This window comes from Comamonas sp. 17RB (assembly GCF_030056555.1).
Taxonomy (GTDB): Bacteria; Pseudomonadota; Gammaproteobacteria; order Burkholderiales; family Burkholderiaceae_C; genus Comamonas; species Comamonas terrigena.
Genome location: NZ_JASHHY010000015.1, coordinates 1 through 15501, shown reverse-complemented (window position 1 = coordinate 15501; position 15501 = coordinate 1). Strand labels below are relative to the sequence as shown.

At 66.1% G+C, this 15501-nt stretch carries 15 protein-coding genes and 1 riboswitch; of the genes, 12 read left to right on the top strand and 3 right to left on the bottom strand.

Going from position 1 to position 15501, the window contains the following annotated elements; translation table 11 throughout:
• Positions 1-506: methyl-accepting chemotaxis protein (locus QM470_RS21285; RefSeq protein ID WP_349307074.1), on the top strand; the 506-nt coding region annotated here is incomplete at its 5' end.
• Between the two features lie 166 nt (positions 507-672).
• Here QM470_RS21285 and recJ read toward each other — a convergent pair.
• Positions 673-2382: a single-stranded-DNA-specific exonuclease RecJ gene (gene recJ, locus QM470_RS21280; protein ID WP_283340658.1), complete on the bottom strand. Its 1710-nt coding sequence runs from the start codon at positions 2380-2382 to the stop codon at positions 673-675.
• Entirely contained in the window at positions 2379-3404 is a 1026-nt protein-coding gene (locus QM470_RS21275) for a phosphoglycerate mutase (RefSeq protein WP_255578947.1), read from the bottom strand. The genes recJ and QM470_RS21275 overlap by 4 nt, the downstream gene beginning before the upstream one ends.
• A gap of 258 nt (positions 3405-3662) precedes the next feature.
• On the opposite strand from QM470_RS21275, the gene QM470_RS21270 reads away from it, so the two are divergent.
• The 4 genes from QM470_RS21270 to lolD all read left to right on the top strand — a co-directional run bounded on the left by QM470_RS21270 (position 3663) and on the right by lolD (position 6896).
• Positions 3663-4256: a chromate transporter gene (locus QM470_RS21270; RefSeq protein WP_066542046.1), complete on the top strand. Its 594-nt coding sequence runs from the start codon at positions 3663-3665 to the stop codon at positions 4254-4256.
• A complete protein-coding gene (locus tag QM470_RS21265) occupies positions 4253-4861 on the top strand; it encodes a chromate transporter (RefSeq protein ID WP_066542044.1) in 609 nt (202 codons plus the stop codon). Before QM470_RS21270 ends, QM470_RS21265 begins: the two co-directional genes overlap by 4 nt.
• Before the next feature lie 111 nt (positions 4862-4972).
• Positions 4973-6226, top strand: coding sequence for a lipoprotein-releasing ABC transporter permease subunit (locus QM470_RS21260; RefSeq protein ID WP_066542042.1), 1254 nt, complete (start codon positions 4973-4975; stop codon positions 6224-6226).
• Complete coding sequence (lolD, locus tag QM470_RS21255; protein ID WP_283340657.1) at positions 6219-6896, top strand: lipoprotein-releasing ABC transporter ATP-binding protein LolD; 678 nt, start codon at positions 6219-6221, stop codon at positions 6894-6896. Before QM470_RS21260 ends, lolD begins: the two co-directional genes overlap by 8 nt.
• Positions 6897-6983: 87 nt before the next feature.
• Here the strand turns inward: lolD and QM470_RS21415 are convergent, their stop codons facing one another.
• The gene (locus QM470_RS21415; protein ID WP_349307073.1) at positions 6984-8366 is read right to left on the bottom strand and encodes a methyl-accepting chemotaxis protein; all 1383 of its coding nucleotides are present in this window, start codon (positions 8364-8366) and stop codon (positions 6984-6986) included.
• A 177-nt stretch (positions 8367-8543) separates the two neighbouring features.
• Here QM470_RS21415 and QM470_RS21240 point away from each other — a divergent pair, with 177 nt between their 5' ends.
• The 7 genes from QM470_RS21240 to QM470_RS21210 form a co-directional block, all read left to right on the top strand.
• Positions 8544-9371 (top strand): TatD family hydrolase, encoded by an 828-nt coding sequence (locus QM470_RS21240; RefSeq protein ID WP_283340656.1) that lies wholly within the window; start codon positions 8544-8546, stop codon positions 9369-9371.
• Positions 9372-9535: 164 nt separating this feature from the next.
• Positions 9536-10078 carry a DNA-deoxyinosine glycosylase gene (locus QM470_RS21235; RefSeq protein WP_283340655.1) on the top strand — a complete coding sequence of 181 codons (543 nt, stop codon included), beginning with the start codon at positions 9536-9538 and terminating at the stop codon, positions 10076-10078.
• 5 nt (positions 10079-10083) lie between these two features.
• Positions 10084-10878 (top strand): class I SAM-dependent methyltransferase, encoded by a 795-nt coding sequence (locus tag QM470_RS21230; RefSeq protein ID WP_283340654.1) that lies wholly within the window; start codon positions 10084-10086, stop codon positions 10876-10878.
• 54 nt (positions 10879-10932) lie between these two features.
• Positions 10933-11271 (top strand): FlxA-like family protein, encoded by a 339-nt coding sequence (locus tag QM470_RS21225; protein ID WP_283340653.1) that lies wholly within the window; start codon positions 10933-10935, stop codon positions 11269-11271.
• Between the two features lie 619 nt (positions 11272-11890).
• The gene (locus QM470_RS21220) at positions 11891-12379 is read left to right on the top strand and encodes a tripartite tricarboxylate transporter TctB family protein (RefSeq protein ID WP_283340652.1); all 489 of its coding nucleotides are present in this window, start codon (positions 11891-11893) and stop codon (positions 12377-12379) included.
• Between the two features lie 18 nt (positions 12380-12397).
• Complete coding sequence (locus QM470_RS21215) at positions 12398-13909, top strand: tripartite tricarboxylate transporter permease (RefSeq protein ID WP_283340651.1); 1512 nt, start codon at positions 12398-12400, stop codon at positions 13907-13909.
• Between the two features lie 141 nt (positions 13910-14050).
• A riboswitch (cyclic di-GMP riboswitch) is annotated at positions 14051-14135 on the top strand.
• Positions 14136-14225: 90 nt separating this feature from the next.
• Positions 14226-15501: methyl-accepting chemotaxis protein (locus QM470_RS21210; protein ID WP_283340650.1), on the top strand; the 1276-nt coding region annotated here is incomplete at its 3' end.

Genomic DNA, 15501 nt, shown 5'->3' with positions numbered 1-15501 from the left:
CGGGCTCGCAGCAGGTGGAACAGGCCGGCCAGAGCATGCAGGAGATCGTGCAGAGCGTGCGCCGTGTCAGTGATCTGATTGGCGAAATCACCGCCGCCTCGCTGGAACAGCGTGACGGTATCGGCCAGGTCAACAGCGCCATTGGCAACCTGGACCAGATGACACAGCAGAACGCGGCGCTGGTGGAGGAATCCACGGCCGCGGCCACGGCAATGCGCGAACAGGCCCAGCGCCTGGAGCAGGTGGTGGCGGTGTTCAACGTGGGCCAGGAAAGCCTGGTGCGCAGCGCGGCCGCGCCGCGCCTGGCGCCCGCCCCCACGGCGGCACCGCGCAAGGCCCCTGCGCCTGTGGCCAAACCCGTATCCGGCGGTGTGGCGGCGCCGCGCAAAACCCTGGCGCCGGCGTCTTCCCCTGCGGCAGCGGCAGCCAAGCCCGCCGCCGCCTTGCCGTCCAAGCCACAGACGGTGGCCGCCACCACGGCGGATGACGACTGGGAAACCTTTTAATTCGCTCCACGGAACAGGCACGAGCACGGGCATGTACCGTGCTGTGCCGGGTCTTCAAACAAAAAGCCCTGTGCAGATGCCTGCACAGGGCTTTTTTCATAGACCGGCGATCAGCAGCAAAAGGGCGATGCAGCAGGCCGGCTGAAGGGCAGGGTGCAGACCGTGTTCAGCACTCCGCGCCTTCAATCAGAAACTGCACCTTGCGCTCGCCGCGCCATTCGTTGATGTCCAGGCGGAAGGCCAGGTACACCCGCTCGGGCACCGGCTCGGTGCGGCCAAACCAGATGCCATCCACCACATCGCCCTGGTGGCGCAGCTGCAGCTTCAGGTGCTTCTCACCCACCAGGCGCTGGGAGACCACTTCCACTTCCTCGCTGAACGTGGGGTGGGCAAAGCCCTGGCCCCAGACATCGAGGTTCAGGCGTTCCACCATCTCGGCCTGGCGGAATTCGGGGCGCAGCGGGCCATCGGTTTCCACGCAGCGCGTCAGCGTGGCGGCGTCCAGCCATTCCTGGGCCACCCGGGAAAAGGCCTGCTCGAAGGTTTCAAAGCCTTCTTCGGGAATGGTGCAGCCGGCCGCCATGGCATGGCCGCCAAAGCGCAGCAGCAGGCCGGGGTGGCGCTTGCCCACCAGATCCAGCGCATCGCGCAGGTGAAAACCGGGGATGGAGCGGCCGGAGCCCTTGAGTTCGTGCTCCTTGCCGGGCGCCTGGCTGGCGGCAAACACAAACGTGGGTCGGTGCAGGCGGTCCTTGACGCGCGAGGCCACGATGCCGACCACGCCTTCGTGAAAGTCCGGATCGAACACGCTCACGGCCGGTGGCGGAAGGATGCCGTCCTCGAACAGTTCATCGGCCAGGGCAAAGGCCTGCTGGCGCATGCCGCCTTCGATCTCCTGGCGCTCGCGGTTGATGCTGTTGAGCTGGCGTGCCAGTGTCAGCGCGTGCTCGTAGTTGTCGGTGGTCAGGCATTCGATGCCGATGGTCATGTCCGCCAGACGGCCTGCGGCGTTGATGCGCGGGCCCAGTGCAAAGCCGAAGTCGGATGTGGCGGCCTGCTGGAACTCCCGGCCGGCCGCTTCGTACAGTGCGCGGATGCCGGCCTGCATATGGCCTTTGCGGATGCGCTGCAGCCCCTGGGCGACCAGGCGGCGGTTGTTGGCGTCCAGCTTGACCACATCGGCCACCGTGCCCAGGGCCACCAGGGGCAGCAAGGTGTCCAGCTTGGGCTGGTTGCCGGCATCGAAGACGCCGCGCGCGCGCAGCTCGCTGCGCAGGGCCAGCAGCACGTAGAACATCACGCCCACGCCGGCCAAAGCCTTGCTGGCAAAACCGCAGCCGGGCTGGTTGGGGTTGACCATGGCGTGGGGCTGGGGCAGCTGTTCGCCTGGCAGGTGGTGGTCGGTCACCACCACCGTCAGGCCCAGGGCGGTGGCGGCGGCCACGCCGTCGATGCTGCCGATGCCGTTGTCCACGGTCACCAGCACGTCGGCACCTTTGTCCTTGACGCGGCGGGCAATGGGTGCGGACAGGCCATAGCCGTCCACCACACGGTCCGGCACCTCATAGCTGACCTGGCGCGCGCCCAGCATGCGCAGGCCGCGCACGGCCACGGCGCAGGCGGTGGCGCCGTCGCAGTCATAGTCGGCCACGATGCACAGGTGCTGCTGCTGCGCAATGGCATCGGCCAGCACGCGGGCGGCCTGTTCCACGCCCAGCAGGGTGGATGGCGGCAGCAGCTTGCCCAGGGCGGGGTCCAGCTCGTCGGCCGAGCACACGCCGCGTGCGACATACAGGCGCGCCCACAGCGGGTGCACGCCGGCGGCTACCAGCTGTTGCACGCTGGCTTCGGGAATCTCTTTGGCAATGATTTTCATAGCGCTTCACGCACGCTGCTAAAGCGCTGGGGCTTCAAGATGCTCTGGATGCGCTGGCCCAGGCTGCGGGGCCCCGTGGTGAAGCTGCGTGCGCTGCGTTCACCGCACAGGGCCAGGGTGGCGGTGCCTCCGCTGTGCAGATGGTGCAGCAGATCGGCCATGGGGCCGGCGTCGAGGTCCGCCCAGGCTTGCAACCAGCTGTCGTGGCTGCCGGTCAGCGCGGGCACGCGCAACTGCTCCCAGACCTCCGGGTTGGGGCTGGTAACCGGTGCACGCGAAGCGGGCAGGGCGCCGGCGCCATACAGCCAGAAGGCGTTGACGGGCAACTGGCCGCGTTCGGCACGCCGGTCGTTGAAGGCATGGGTGTAGAGCAGCATCTGCACTTCGCTGTGCAGGCGCTGCAGCGTGCGGTTCTGTCCGGCATCGGGCTGCCAGTGGCGTACGTCGCGCAGCAGCACGCGGTCCAGTGCGGCCGATTGCAGCGCCTGCAAGGCCGGGCCATGCACCAGCCAGCGGTCCGGGCGCTCGTAGTGCAGGTGAAAGCCGTCCTCGGCAAACCAGGGCGACAACAGGGCCAGCAGGGCGCGGGAATCGGCTTCGTCCAGCTGCAGATCGGCCGGGTTGTCCATGCGGATCTGGTCGGCGCCGGCGGTCCAGTGGCAGGGGCTCATGAAGGCCCAGGCCCCGCCGGCCGTGCCGCCTTGGGCGCAGTCGGGCCGGCTGGCGGCGGCCAGTGCGGCCCAGGGCAGGCTGATGTTGCGTGTGGCCGCCAGGTCGGCCCAGCCGCGCCACAGGGCGGCCATGCGCTCGTGCGGGGGGCTGAGGTCGTCCTCGTCGCCCGACAGGGTGTCGGCGGCGGCCAGCCGGGCCAGCACTGCGTCCAGCTGCGGCAGTTTCAGCGGCTGGCCCTGGTATTGCCAGTCCACGCCGGTCATGGCAGCGTAGGGGATCAGCACCTGGCGGTGGCCGGCGGTGGCAGCGGCGACGCCGGTGTGGGGAAACGGGAGCGAGGGGACGGACATGGCCGCTATTGTCGGCCAAGGGCCGGGGACGTGCCGCGCCGGCACCGGCATCTCCCTGGTTCCGGGCGGCCGTGCCCACCGCGGCACGGTGCGGTGCTTCTGGTAGTCAGTGGCCTGGCAAGGGGGTGGGTCCCAGGATTTGTGCAGGTCCAGCATCGCCCATTGCGTGCCCTGTCTGTCTCAGGGGTGGCGGCAGCGCAGGGCCGCTGGCAGTAGCATCCAGCTCTCCCTCCATTGCCTTGCGCCGCGCTGCCTGCCATGACCTCTCCCGTGCCCGATACCCCCAGTGCCACGGCGGCGCCGTGCGCACCCGCGTCGCCCGCCGCCATGTTCTGGGCGTTTTCCTTGCTGGCGCTGCAGGGCTTTGGCGGCGTGATGGCGGTGATCCAGCGTGAGATGGTGGAACGCCGCCGCTGGATGACGCAGGAAGAGTTCCTGCAGGACTGGGCCGCAGCCCAGGTGTTTCCGGGGCCGAATGTGGTCAACCTCTGCATCATGTTCGGTGAACGCCACTTTGGCTTGCGCGGCGCACTGGCGGCCATTGCGGGCATGTTGCTGGCGCCCACTGTGCTGGTGTTGGCGCTGGGCAGCCTCTACATCCAATGGGCCGACCACCCGGCGGTGGCGGGGGCGCTGCGTGGCATGGGGGCGGTGGCGGCCGGGCTGGTGCTGGGCACGGGCATCAAGCTATCAGCCGGGTTGGTGGGCCATCCGCTGGCGCTGTGGTTCGGCTGGCTGCTGGCGGCAGCCGCGTTCGCCATGATGGTGTGGCTGCAATGGCCGCTGTGGTGGGTGCTGCCGGTGGTCGGCGGTGCCGGTTGCTGGCTGACCTGGAGAAAGCTCGCAGCATGACGACAGGACTGACCCCTCTGGTGCTGGATGCGGCCGGCTGGCTGCAGCTGCTGGCCTATTTCCTGTCCTTGTCGCTGCTGTCGGTGGGCGGTGCCATGGCTACGGCGCCCGATATGTACCGCCATGTGGTGGATGGCAAAGGCTGGCTGTCCGGCGACCAGTTCTCCACCTCGATCTCGATCGCCCAGGCGGCGCCGGGCCCCAACATCATGTACGTGGCCCTGCTGGGCTGGAACATTGGCCTGAATGCGGTGGGCGCGGACCGGGGCGCCATCACCTGGCTGGCGGCGCTGGGCGGCTGCCTGGCCTGCATGCTGGGCATGCTGCTGCCCAGCTCCATCCTGGTGTGGACCAGCACGCGCTGGATGCGGCAGAACCGCCATCGCCGCTCGGTGCGGGCCTTCCGCCTGGGCATGGTGCCGCTGGTGGTGGGGCTGGTGCTGGCCACGGGCTGGATCCTGGCGGCACGCGACACCGGCGCCCTGCACCGCTGGGTGCCCTGGCTGATTGCCGCCACCACCACGCTGCTGGTGTGGAAGACACGGGTGCACCTGTTGTGGATGCTGGGCGCGGGCGCCTTGCTGGGCGCGCTGGGCTGGATCTAGCCGCCGGACGCTGACCGGCCCCGGTGCGCGCGGGCCGTCACAGGTCGTCACAAGCCTGCCAAGACCGGCACGGTTCTGGGCTTGTGCCGGCAATGCCACAATGCGGCCACCATGCAATTTCCCTATGAACTGGCTTTGGGCTGGCGCTACACGCGCGCCGGCCGCGCCACGCGGCGTAACGGTTTTATCTCGTTCATCTCTGGCGTGTCCATGCTGGGCATCGCGCTTGGCGTTGCGGCGCTGATCATTGTGCTGAGCGTGATGAACGGTTTTCAGAAAGAAGTGCGCGACCGCATGCTCAGCGTGGTCTCGCACATCGAGATTTTCGCCCCCGATGGCTCGGCGCTGCCCGATGTGAACCGCACCATGGCCGAGGCCAAGTCCAACCCGGCAGTGGTCGGGGCCGCGCCTTTTGTCGCCGCCCAGGCGCTGCTGGCGCGTGGCGAGGACATGAAGGGCGCCCTGGTGCGCGGCATTGACCCGGCCCACGAAGGCGAGGTCACGGATGTGGCCACGCACAATGCGCCGGCCCTGGCCACGCTGACCTCCGGCAGCTTCCACGTGGTGCTGGGGGTGGAACTGGCCCGGTCGCTGGGCGTGCGCGTGGGCGATGTGGTCACGCTGATCGCGCCGGGCGGCCAGGTCACGCCGGCCGGCGTGGTGCCTCGCCTCAAGCAGATGACGGTGTCGGGCACCTTCGACTCCGGCCACTACGAATACGACTCTTCCATGGCCATGCTGCACTACGAGGATGCGCAGCGCCTGTTCCGCCTGGAAGGACCCACCGGCATCCGCCTGAAGCTGCAGGATCTGCACGCCGCGCCCGCAGTGGCGCGCGAGCTGGTCAACACGCTGAGCGACCACCTGTTCATCCGGGACTGGACGCAGCAGAACAAGACCTGGTTTGCGGCCGTGCAGGTGGAAAAACGCATGATGTTCATCATCCTGACCCTGATCGTGGCCGTGGCCGCATTCAATCTGGTGTCGACGCTGGTGATGACGGTGACCGACAAGCGCGCTGACATCGCCATCCTGCGCACCTTGGGCGCCTCTCCCTCGTCCATCATGGGCATCTTCATGGTGCAAGGCGCCATGGTGGGGGTGATCGGAACCTTTGGCGGCCTGGCACTGGGCCTGCTGGTGGCGCTGAACATCGACGTCATCGTGCCGGCCATCGAACATTTGCTGGGCGCCAGTTTCCTGCCCAAGGACATCTACCTGATCAGCAAGATGCCCAGCGATCCGCAAAGCAGCGACATCGTGCCCATAGGCATCATCTCCCTGATCCTGGCCTTCGTGGCCACCATCTACCCCAGCTGGCGGGCCAGCCGCGTGAACCCGGCGGAGGCCCTGCGTTATGAATAAGCAAGTCGTGTTGGAAGCCTGCGGACTGGGCAAGCGTTTTACCGAAGGCAAGCTGGATGTGCATGTGCTGCGCGGTGTGGACCTGACGGTGCATGCCGGCGAGACGCTGGCCATCGTCGGCGCCTCAGGCTCGGGCAAGAGCACGCTGCTGCATCTGCTGGGCGGGCTGGATGCCCCCAGCACCGGCAGCGTGCAGCTGATGGGCCAGCCGCTGCACCAGCTCAGCCCGCAAAAGCAGGGCGCGCTGCGCAACCGCCATCTGGGCTTCATCTACCAGTTCCACCACCTGCTGCCGGAGTTCACCGCGCAGGAGAATGTGGGCATGCCGCTGCGCATCCGCCGTATGGACAAGGGTCAGACCATGGAGCAGGCCGCACAGATGCTGGCGGCCGTGGGGCTGTCGCCCCGGCTGGAGCACCGCCCGGCCGAACTGTCCGGCGGCGAGCGCCAGCGCGTGGCCATTGCCCGGGCGCTGGTCACCCAGCCCGCGTGCGTGCTGGCGGACGAACCCACCGGCAACCTGGACCGTTCCACCGCCGACAGCGTGTTCGCCCTGATGCTGGAGCTGGCGCGCAGCCATGGCACGGCATTTGTGCTGGTCACCCACGATGAAACCCTGGCAGCGCGCTGCGACCGCGTGGTGCGCCTGGTGCAAGGCCAGCTGCAGTAAGCACCTCTTACACCACCCGCGTACGCGGTGGTGTGTCCGCCGCTCTGGACACGGTGGGCGCTGCCGGCGCCGAGCCGGCCGCCTGGCCTAGGCCGGGCAGATGGACGGCCGGGCCATGGGTCGTGCGGGCAGTTGTGCCACAGGGCTTGGGGCGACCTGCCGGTCCTGGTGGTTCTGGTGGTCCTGGTTGCTGAGGGCGTCGCTCAGGCTGCGCAACTGGGCAGACTGGGCGATGGCATGGCTGGCCACATTGCCCAGGATGCTGCTGACCTCGCGCGAGGCCTGGACAATGCCTTCCATGGTGTCGCCGGCGCGCTGCACCAGTTCCGCTCCCCGGGCCACCTGCGCATTGGAGGCCTGGATCAGCTGCTTGATTTCCTTGGCGGCCGTGGCGCTGCGCCCGGCCAGGGAGCGCACCTCGCTGGCCACCACGGCAAAACCCCGGCCCTGCTCGCCGGCGCGGGCGGCTTCCACGGCGGCGTTCAGCGCCAGGATATTGGTCTGGAAGGTGATGGCATCCATCAGGCCGATGATGTCGGCGATGCGCAGCGCTCCGCTGCGGATCTGCTCCATGGTCTGCACCACGTCGCGCATGGTGCTGCCGCCGGTCTCCGCGATGGCGCTGGCGTTCTGTGCCAGCTGGTTGGCCTGGTGGGTGTGCTCGGCGCTGTGGCCCAGCTCCTGCACCGCGGTGCGCAGTGTCAGGGCAGCGGTGTGGCTGCGGGTGATGTCGGTGGCGTACTTCACCACCTTGAACGGTCGGCCGTTGGCGTCCAGGATGGGGTTGTAGCTGGCCTCGATCCAGATGGGCTTGCCGTTCTTGCCCATGCGCTGGTACTGGCCGGCATCATGCTTGCCCTGCGCCAGGCGTTCCCAGAACGTGCGGTAGGCCGGGCTTTGGGCCTCGCCAGGGGGCATGAAGATGCGGTGGTGCTTGCCGACAATCTCTGACAGCGCGTAGCCTGTGGTGCGCAGGAACAGCTCGTTGGCGTGCAGGATGGTGCCGTCCAGCGCAAACTCGATGATGGCCTGCACCTTGGAGATGGCCGCCAGCTGGCCTTGCGCATCGGCCTCGCGTTCCTGCTGCTGGGTGATGTCGGTGGCGTATTTCACCACCTTGTAGGGTTTGCCGTGGGCGTCGTAGATGGGGCTGTAGCAGGCCTGCAGCCAGACTTCACGCCCGCCCTTGGCCAGCCGGCAGTAGCGGCCGGTTTCGGCTTCGCCCTGGGCCAGGCGGCGCCAGAAGTCGGCATAGGCCGGGCTGGCCGCATAGGCAGGCTCCACAAACATGCGGTGGTGCTGGTGCAGCACTTCGGCCAGGGTGTAACCGGTGCAGCGCAGAAAATTGTCGTTGGCCTGGAGTATCTGGCCTTGCAGGTTGAATTCGATCACGGCCTGCGACTTGTGGATGGCTTGCAACTGCCCGTCCAGTTCCCGCTGCTGCCGGCGTTTCCAATCAAAAAATGGCATGGCTGCTTCCGGTGGTGCTTGGGCTGTCAATGCACCAGGCGTACGGATCGGTGTGCAAGGGCCTGGGCATGCCCAGTAGCTTTTATGCGGCAAAAAACCGGCCATGCAGGGAATAAAGTGCCCCGGCGGCAACCGTTGGCGGCGGTGCGCCGGATGGGCGGTGGCATCATCCCGGCCATGTCTTGCTGGATCGACACCCATTGCCACCTGGATGCACCGGAGTTCGACGCCGACCGCGATGCCGTGCGCGCTGCCGCCCGCGCGCGAGGCGTGGAGCACATCGTCATTCCCGCCGTGGAGCGTGCCCACTGGAGCGGCGCGATCGCCCTGGCCCAGCGCCATGGCGACAGCTACGCCCTGGGCATCCACCCGCTGTACACGCCACGTGCACAGGAAGCGGACATCGCCGCGCTGCGCGCCGTGCTGGCCGAGCGCCAGGGCGATCCGCAACTGGTGGCAGTGGGCGAGATGGGGCTGGATTTCTTTGTGCCCGGCCTGGACCACGAGCGCCAGATCTGGTTCTACGAACAGCAAATCCAGCTGGCCCGCACCTTTGGCCTGCCGGTGATCCTGCATGTGCGAAAAAGCAGTGACCGCCTGCTCAAGACCCTGCGTGCTACGCCCGTGGTGGGCGGCATTGCCCATGCCTTCAATGGCAGCGTCCAGCAGGCGCAGGCCTTCATCGATCTGGGCTTCAAACTGGGATTTGGTGGCGCCATCACCTATGACCGTGCGCTCAAGCTGCGCGAGCTGGCGGCCACACTACCCCTGGAGAGCATCGTGCTGGAAACCGATGCGCCCGATATTCCGCCGCACTGGCTCTACACCACGGCCGAGCAGCGTGCTGCCGGCCAGCCGCAGGGGCGCAACACCAGCGCCGAGTTGCCGCGCATCGCCCAGGAGATCGCCCGGCTGCGGGGGCTGCCGCTGCCAGCGCTGCAGACGGCCACCACGGCCAATGCGCGCGCTGCCCTGCGCGGCCTGCCAGCCTGCCCTGCAGACTGAAGCCACTGGCACCGCAGGCGCCATGTCTGGTGGGACACAGGTCGCAGGCCACAGGCCACAGGCCACAGGCCACAGGCGCCCGTGGTCAGGCACCGGCCCATGCCTGTACCTGTGCAATAACCGCGCCCCGGCGTGCGGCATGCATTGCCCGCACAATCGCGAGCATGCCGTCTGCCACCGTGTCCGCTTCGTCCACTGCCCCGCGCCTGCAGGGCCTGCCGCCGGTCGCCGATGCACGCACACGGCTGGTGGTGCTGGGCAGTTTTCCGGGCGTGGCCTCGCTGCAGGCCCGGCAGTATTACGGCCACCCGCGCAACCAGTTCTGGCCCATCTTGCAGCGGCTGTGGCCGCAGCATCCGCAGCCGGACCGCGCCGATTACGCCGATCGCTGCGAATGGCTGCTGGCGCGCGGACTGGGCCTGTGGGATGTGTATGCCAGCTGCGAGCGCCAGGGCAGCCTGGACAGCGCCATCCGCTACCCGCAGGTGAATGATTTTGCGGCGCTGAGGCAGCGCTGCCCGCAGCTGGTGGCTGTGGCGCACAACGGGGGCGAAAGCGCCAAGCATGCCCGCGCCCTGCATGGCCTGGGCCTGCAGGTGCACCAGCTGCCTTCCACCAGCCCGGCCAATGCCAGCTGGAGCATGGAGCGCAAGCTGCAGGCCTGGCAGCAGGTGATGGCCGCCCATGGATTGTTGGACAAGGATTGAAGAACGTGGCTTCCCGCAAGAAACCGGCCGCAAGTGCCACTGTGAACGAGCTGCCCGAAGTCAGCGTCTCGGACGATGGCGTCTCGCGCTATCTGCACCTGGGAACGCCCTGGGTGCAAGGATCGATGAAGCTCAAGGAGCCGTTCGAGATCGATCTGGAATACGTGCAGCGCATGATGGCCTGGCTGCTGTTTGTGCCGCCCGAAAGCGTGGCCAGTCGCCAGGCGCTGCAGCTGGGCCTGGGTGCGGCGGCGCTGACCAAGTTCCACCACAAGAAACTGCGCATGCCGACCACGGCCATCGAGCTGAACCCCCAGGTGGTGAACATCTGCCGCAGCTGGTTCAAGCTGCCGCCGGACAGCGACAGCCTGCGCGTGGTGCTGGGCGATGCCGCAGTGGAAATCCGCCGTCCCGAATGGCAGGGCAAGGTCGATGCGCTGCAGGTGGATCTGTACGACCACAACGCCGCCGCACCGGTGCTGGACAGTGAGGACTTCTATGCCGATTGCCGCAACAGCCTGACGCCGGAAGGTTGCATGACGGTGAACCTGTTTGGCCGCATGAGCAGCTACCAGGCCAGCCTGGACAAGATCAGTGCCGTGTTCGGGGCGGAGAACGTGTGGGCCTTTCGCCCCACACGCGAAGGCAACACCGTGGTTCTGGCGCAGCGCGTGGCCAGCCGTCCTTCGCGCGAGCAGCTCCAATCCCGGGCCGAGTCGGTGCAGGCGTGCTGGGATCTGCCGGCCACCAAATGGCTCAAGGTGCTCAAGCCGGTACAGGAATCGGTGACAGGCGGCTGAGGCGCAAGCTGGGCAGGGTCTCAAGTTTTCCGGCAACGTGCCGATGACCAGAGCATGAGCCTGTCCATTTCTTCCTCCAGCTCCTCGGTGAGCACCTCGTCGTCCGCCAACGTGGGGGCGCAAATCCAGCGTTTGCAGCAGCAGATCAAGGATACGCAGCAAAAGCTCAAGGACCTCTCCAGCAGCGACATGGACGCGGAAACCAAGCAGCGCATGTCCGACCTGCTGCAGGCCCAGATCCAGGTGCTGCAGGCCCAGATGGAGGCGCTGCAACGCCAGCAGGCGCAGCAGGCCCAGGACGCAGCCGCACGCAAGCAGGCTGCGGCGCAGGGTGCGGACGCAGCGACAGCGCAGAAGCCCGCCAGCCCGGGACGCGTTGACGTCTACGTCTGACGGCGCGGGGCACAGCTAGGCGGTCCCGCAGCGGTATCCATCGCTGGCGCGTGCAATCGGCCGCCGGCTTTTGAGTGGGCGTGGCTGGCCATGCGCTGTGGTCGCCCGGTCGAGCGACGCTTGCCCCAGAGTCAGGCACCGAGGTCGTGTCTGCACGGCTGCCAGCGGATCACGCTGTGCCGCAGGCTGCAGCGGCTGTGACCATGCCGCCCCAGAAATTTGACAACCCGTGCCCGCATGGCCTGCCTGCGGGCACTGTCGTATGGTGGCTTCGCAGGCGTGGCGCAGGTGCGGGCTGGAGCCGCCCCTGCAAGATGGCCCGCTGCCAGGCCAGCACCACGGCAGGAACCGGTTGCGTGTGACAGGGAAGGGGAGGCGCCAGGAGGTTGGGCGCAGCACCTTGCCGGAAGCGGTGACCTCCCTGCGCCAACCGGGCGGAAGTCGTGTGCATTGCTTGCGGGTTTACCCGCGATTCACACCAGGTATCCAAGGGTTAACGCTGAGATATGGGGTGGTTGCCGGCGAAATCAAGGCCGTTGGTAGGTGGAATCCACATCAAATCACCTACGCTTTGCTTACAGAATCCACCGGTCGTTAATCCCTCGCAGGAGACGTTTTCGTGAAAATCAAGAGTCAAAAAGACTTTTTTGCAGGTCTGATGTATCTGGTGGTCGGTGGCGCTTTTGCCATCGGTGCATCTGAATACAACATCGGCACCGGTGCGCGTATGGGCCCGGGCTACTTTCCGTTGATCCTGGGTGTGATCCTGGCCATCATTGGCCTGGTCATCGCCTTCAAGGCCACTGTCAAAGGCCCCGATGATGGGGACCCGATTGGCAAGTGGGCCTGGAAACAGGTGTTCTTCATTTTGGCAGCCAACTTCGCCTTCGGCATCTTGCTGGTGGGTGTGCCTGCACTGGGTATCCCCGGTCTGGGTCTGATGGTCGCCATCATTGCCTTGGTGCTGATCGCCAGCATCGCGGGTTACACCTTCAATCTGAAGGAAGTGATCGGTCTGGCGCTGGTGCTGGCTGTGGGCAGCTATGTGGTGTTCGTGTGGGCGTTGAACCTGCAGTTCCCGGTGTGGCCGACCTTTATTACCGGCTGATCGCGGGAGATATAGAACATGGAACTCTTTGACAACTTAGCTCTCGGTTTTGGCGTTGCATTCACCGCCCAGAACCTGTTGTACGCGCTGATCGGTTGCGTGCTGGGTACCCTGATCGGTATCTTGCCGGGCCTGGGTCCTGTGGCGACCATCGCCATGCTGCTGCCCGCGACCTACTCGCTGCCCCCCGTGGCTGCGCTGATCATGCTGGCCGGTATCTACTACGGTGCCCAGTATGGTGGTTCGACCACGGCCATTTTGGTGAACTTGCCGGGTGAGTCCTCGTCAGTGGTGACGATGATCGACGGCTACCAGATGGCGCGCAAGGGGCGTGCAGGTCCTGCACTGGCGGCTGCCGGTATCGGTTCGTTCTTCGCAGGCTGCGTGGGCACCGTGATCCTGGCTGCCTTTGCACCTCCGCTGACCGAAATCGCTTTCAAGTTCGGCCCTGCTGAATACTTCTCGCTGATGATCCTGGGCCTGATCGGCGCTGTGGTGCTGGCTTCCGGCTCCCTGCTGAAGGCAGTGGGCATGATCGTGCTGGGTCTGCTGTTCGGCATGATCGGTACCGACGTGAACTCCGGCGTGGCACGTTACAGCTTTGACATCCCCGAACTGACTGACGGCATCGACTTCGTGGTGATCGCCATGGGTGTGTTCGGTTACGGTGAAATCATCGCCAACCTGTCCAAGCCCGACGACGAGCGCGAAGTGTTCACTGCCAAGGTCAAGGGCCTGATGCCCACCAAGGAAGACTTCAAGCTGATGCTGCCTGCCATGATCCGTGGCACGGTACTGGGCTCGGCCCTGGGTATCCTGCCTGGCGGCGGCGCCATGCTGTCGGCCTTCGCTTCGTACACCATCGAAAAGAAGACCAAGCTGCGTCCGGGCGAAGTGCCCTTCGGCCAAGGCAATATCCGTGGCGTGACGGCTCCCGAGTCGGCCAACAACGCCGGTTCGCAGACCTCGTTCATTCCTCTGCTGACCCTGGGTATCCCTCCCAACGCCGTGATGGCGCTGATGGTGGGTGCCATGACCATCCACAACATCCAGCCTGGTCCCCAGGTGATGACCAGCAACCCCGAACTGTTCTGGGGCCTGATCGCCTCGATGTGGATCGGTAACGCCATGCTGATCATCTTGAACCTGCCGATGATCGGCATGTGGATCAAGCTGCTGTCCGTGCCTTACCGCTGGCTGTTCCCCGCCATCGTGCTGTTCTGCGCGGTGGGTGTGTATGGCACGAAGAACTCCGAGTTCGACGTCTGGCTGGTCGGTATCTTCGGTTTCATCGGCTATGTGTTCTACAAGCTGGGTACCGAACCTGCGCCTCTGCTGCTGGGCTTCATCCTGGGCCCGATGATGGAAGAAAACCTGCGCCGTGCCCTGCTGCTGTCGCGTGGTGACTGGTCGGTCTTCGTGACCCGCCCCATCTCTGCCGTGATGCTGGCTCTGGCCCTGCTGCTGCTGATCATCGTGACGCTGCCCGCAGTGAAGAACAAGCGCGAAGAAGCCTTCGTGGAAGAGTGACGCCCCCGGCGACGCGTTTTCTACGTATCTGCAAAAAAAGCACCTTCGGGTGCTTTTTTTGTGCTCATTTGTCGACAAACAGACGGTTTTATACGGGTTTCTTGGGATTGCGAACAAATGAAACTGAATGTTTTTAGAATCGGATCCCATCGGCACACCCGAGCGAAAGACGGGGTCGCAAAGCCATGGGCCTACGGCAGTTTGTCAGGGTTGCCAGGTTGCTTCTCTTGCATGGGCAGCGGTCCTCCGCTGCGTGGGGGTGTCATCTACCGCACTGTCGCTGGGATGGTGCTTCACATGAGGCAAGAGGGTCTGGATGAGCGTTTTGAATATGCGGGTCTCCCACAAACTGTGGGTCACCATCGTCGCGTTGCTGGTGCTGGTGTTGGGCGTGGGGGGGCTGCTGCAGTACAAGGCCAATGCCCTGATGGGCAGCACCGTCGGCACGGTGCAGCGCTATGAAGCCAACATCTCTGCCGCTCTGCGCTGGCAGGGCGCCATCCTCAAGAGCCTGGAGACGGCCACTGCCGCCATCGCGACCAGCGAACCCCATGTGGAGGACCTGTTCAACCTGCGCCTGAATGACGGCCGCACCATGATTGCCGATGCGCGCAAGGCGGTGGAGCAGGGCCTGCAGACCGAGGCCGACCGTGAGGGATTGGCCGCGGTGGTGCGGGAGGCCGACAAGGTGGCTGCGATCATGCAGCAGCTGGACAGCGTGCGCCAGTCGGAGTCCTTCTCGGCCCGCACCGACTTTGCCCGCCAGGATTACCTGCCGGCCGCCGAAAAATACGCGGCCAGCCTGAACGATTTTGTGGCGCTGCAGGAGCGCCAGCGTGATGCAGGCATCGCCCAGGCCAAGGTCGAACAGCAGACCCTGGCCGTTGCCGGTGCGATTGCCATGGTGGTGCTGGCTCTGGTGCTGGTGCTGGTCATGCGCAAGATCATCCACACCATCACCCAGCCACTGGAGCATGCTGTGCAGGTGGCGGAATCCATCGGCAACGGCGACCTGACGGTCCAGGCCAAGGTGGAGCGCAAGGATGAATTCGGCCATCTGCTGAACGCACTGGACCGCATGGCCGTGCGTCTGCGTTCGGTGGTGGGTGAGGTGCGCAGCGGGGTGGAATCGGTATCGGCGGCGTCCAGCCAGATTGCCACCGGCAACCAGGACCTGTCGGCCCGTACCGAACAGACTGCCGCCAACCTGGAAGAAACTGCTGCCAGCATGGAAGAGCTGACGTCCACCGTGACGCAATCGTCCGAGACCGCCCGCCAGGCCAATCAGCTGGCCGGCATGGCCGCCCAGGCGGCCGAGCGGGGCGGCTCGGTGGTGCAGCAGGTGGTGCATTCCATGCAGCAGATCACCGACAGCAGCCGCCGCATCAGCGACATCATTGGCGTGATCGATGGCATTGCCTTCCAGACCAACATCCTGGCGCTGAACGCGGCGGTGGAAGCCGCCCGTGCCGGTGAGCAGGGCCGCGGCTTTGCCGTGGTGGCTGGGGAAGTGCGCTCCCTGGCCGGCCGCAGCGCCGAAGCCGCCAAGGAAATCAAGGCCTTGATCACCACCAGCGTGAGCAATGTGGAAT

What these genes read in the sequence shown, in the direction of transcription:
- QM470_RS21270 (WP_066542046.1), top strand. Translation starts at nt 3,663, where the DNA reads ATGACCTCTCCCGTGCCCGATACCCCCAGTGCCACGGCGGCGCCGTGC.
- QM470_RS21415 (WP_349307073.1), bottom strand. Translation starts at nt 8,366, where the DNA reads ATGCCATTTTTTGATTGGAAACGCCGGCAGCAGCGGGAACTGGACGGG.
- QM470_RS21235 (WP_283340655.1), top strand. Translation starts at nt 9,536, where the DNA reads ATGCCGTCTGCCACCGTGTCCGCTTCGTCCACTGCCCCGCGCCTGCAG.
- QM470_RS21265 (WP_066542044.1), top strand. Translation starts at nt 4,253, where the DNA reads ATGACGACAGGACTGACCCCTCTGGTGCTGGATGCGGCCGGCTGGCTG.
- QM470_RS21240 (WP_283340656.1), top strand. Translation starts at nt 8,544, where the DNA reads ATGTCTTGCTGGATCGACACCCATTGCCACCTGGATGCACCGGAGTTC.
- QM470_RS21275 (WP_255578947.1), bottom strand. Translation starts at nt 3,404, where the DNA reads ATGTCCGTCCCCTCGCTCCCGTTTCCCCACACCGGCGTCGCCGCTGCC.
- QM470_RS21260 (WP_066542042.1), top strand. Translation starts at nt 4,973, where the DNA reads ATGCAATTTCCCTATGAACTGGCTTTGGGCTGGCGCTACACGCGCGCC.
- lolD (WP_283340657.1), top strand. Translation starts at nt 6,219, where the DNA reads ATGAATAAGCAAGTCGTGTTGGAAGCCTGCGGACTGGGCAAGCGTTTT.
- QM470_RS21225 (WP_283340653.1), top strand. Translation starts at nt 10,933, where the DNA reads ATGAGCCTGTCCATTTCTTCCTCCAGCTCCTCGGTGAGCACCTCGTCG.
- recJ (WP_283340658.1), bottom strand. Translation starts at nt 2,382, where the DNA reads ATGAAAATCATTGCCAAAGAGATTCCCGAAGCCAGCGTGCAACAGCTG.
- QM470_RS21215 (WP_283340651.1), top strand. Translation starts at nt 12,398, where the DNA reads ATGGAACTCTTTGACAACTTAGCTCTCGGTTTTGGCGTTGCATTCACC.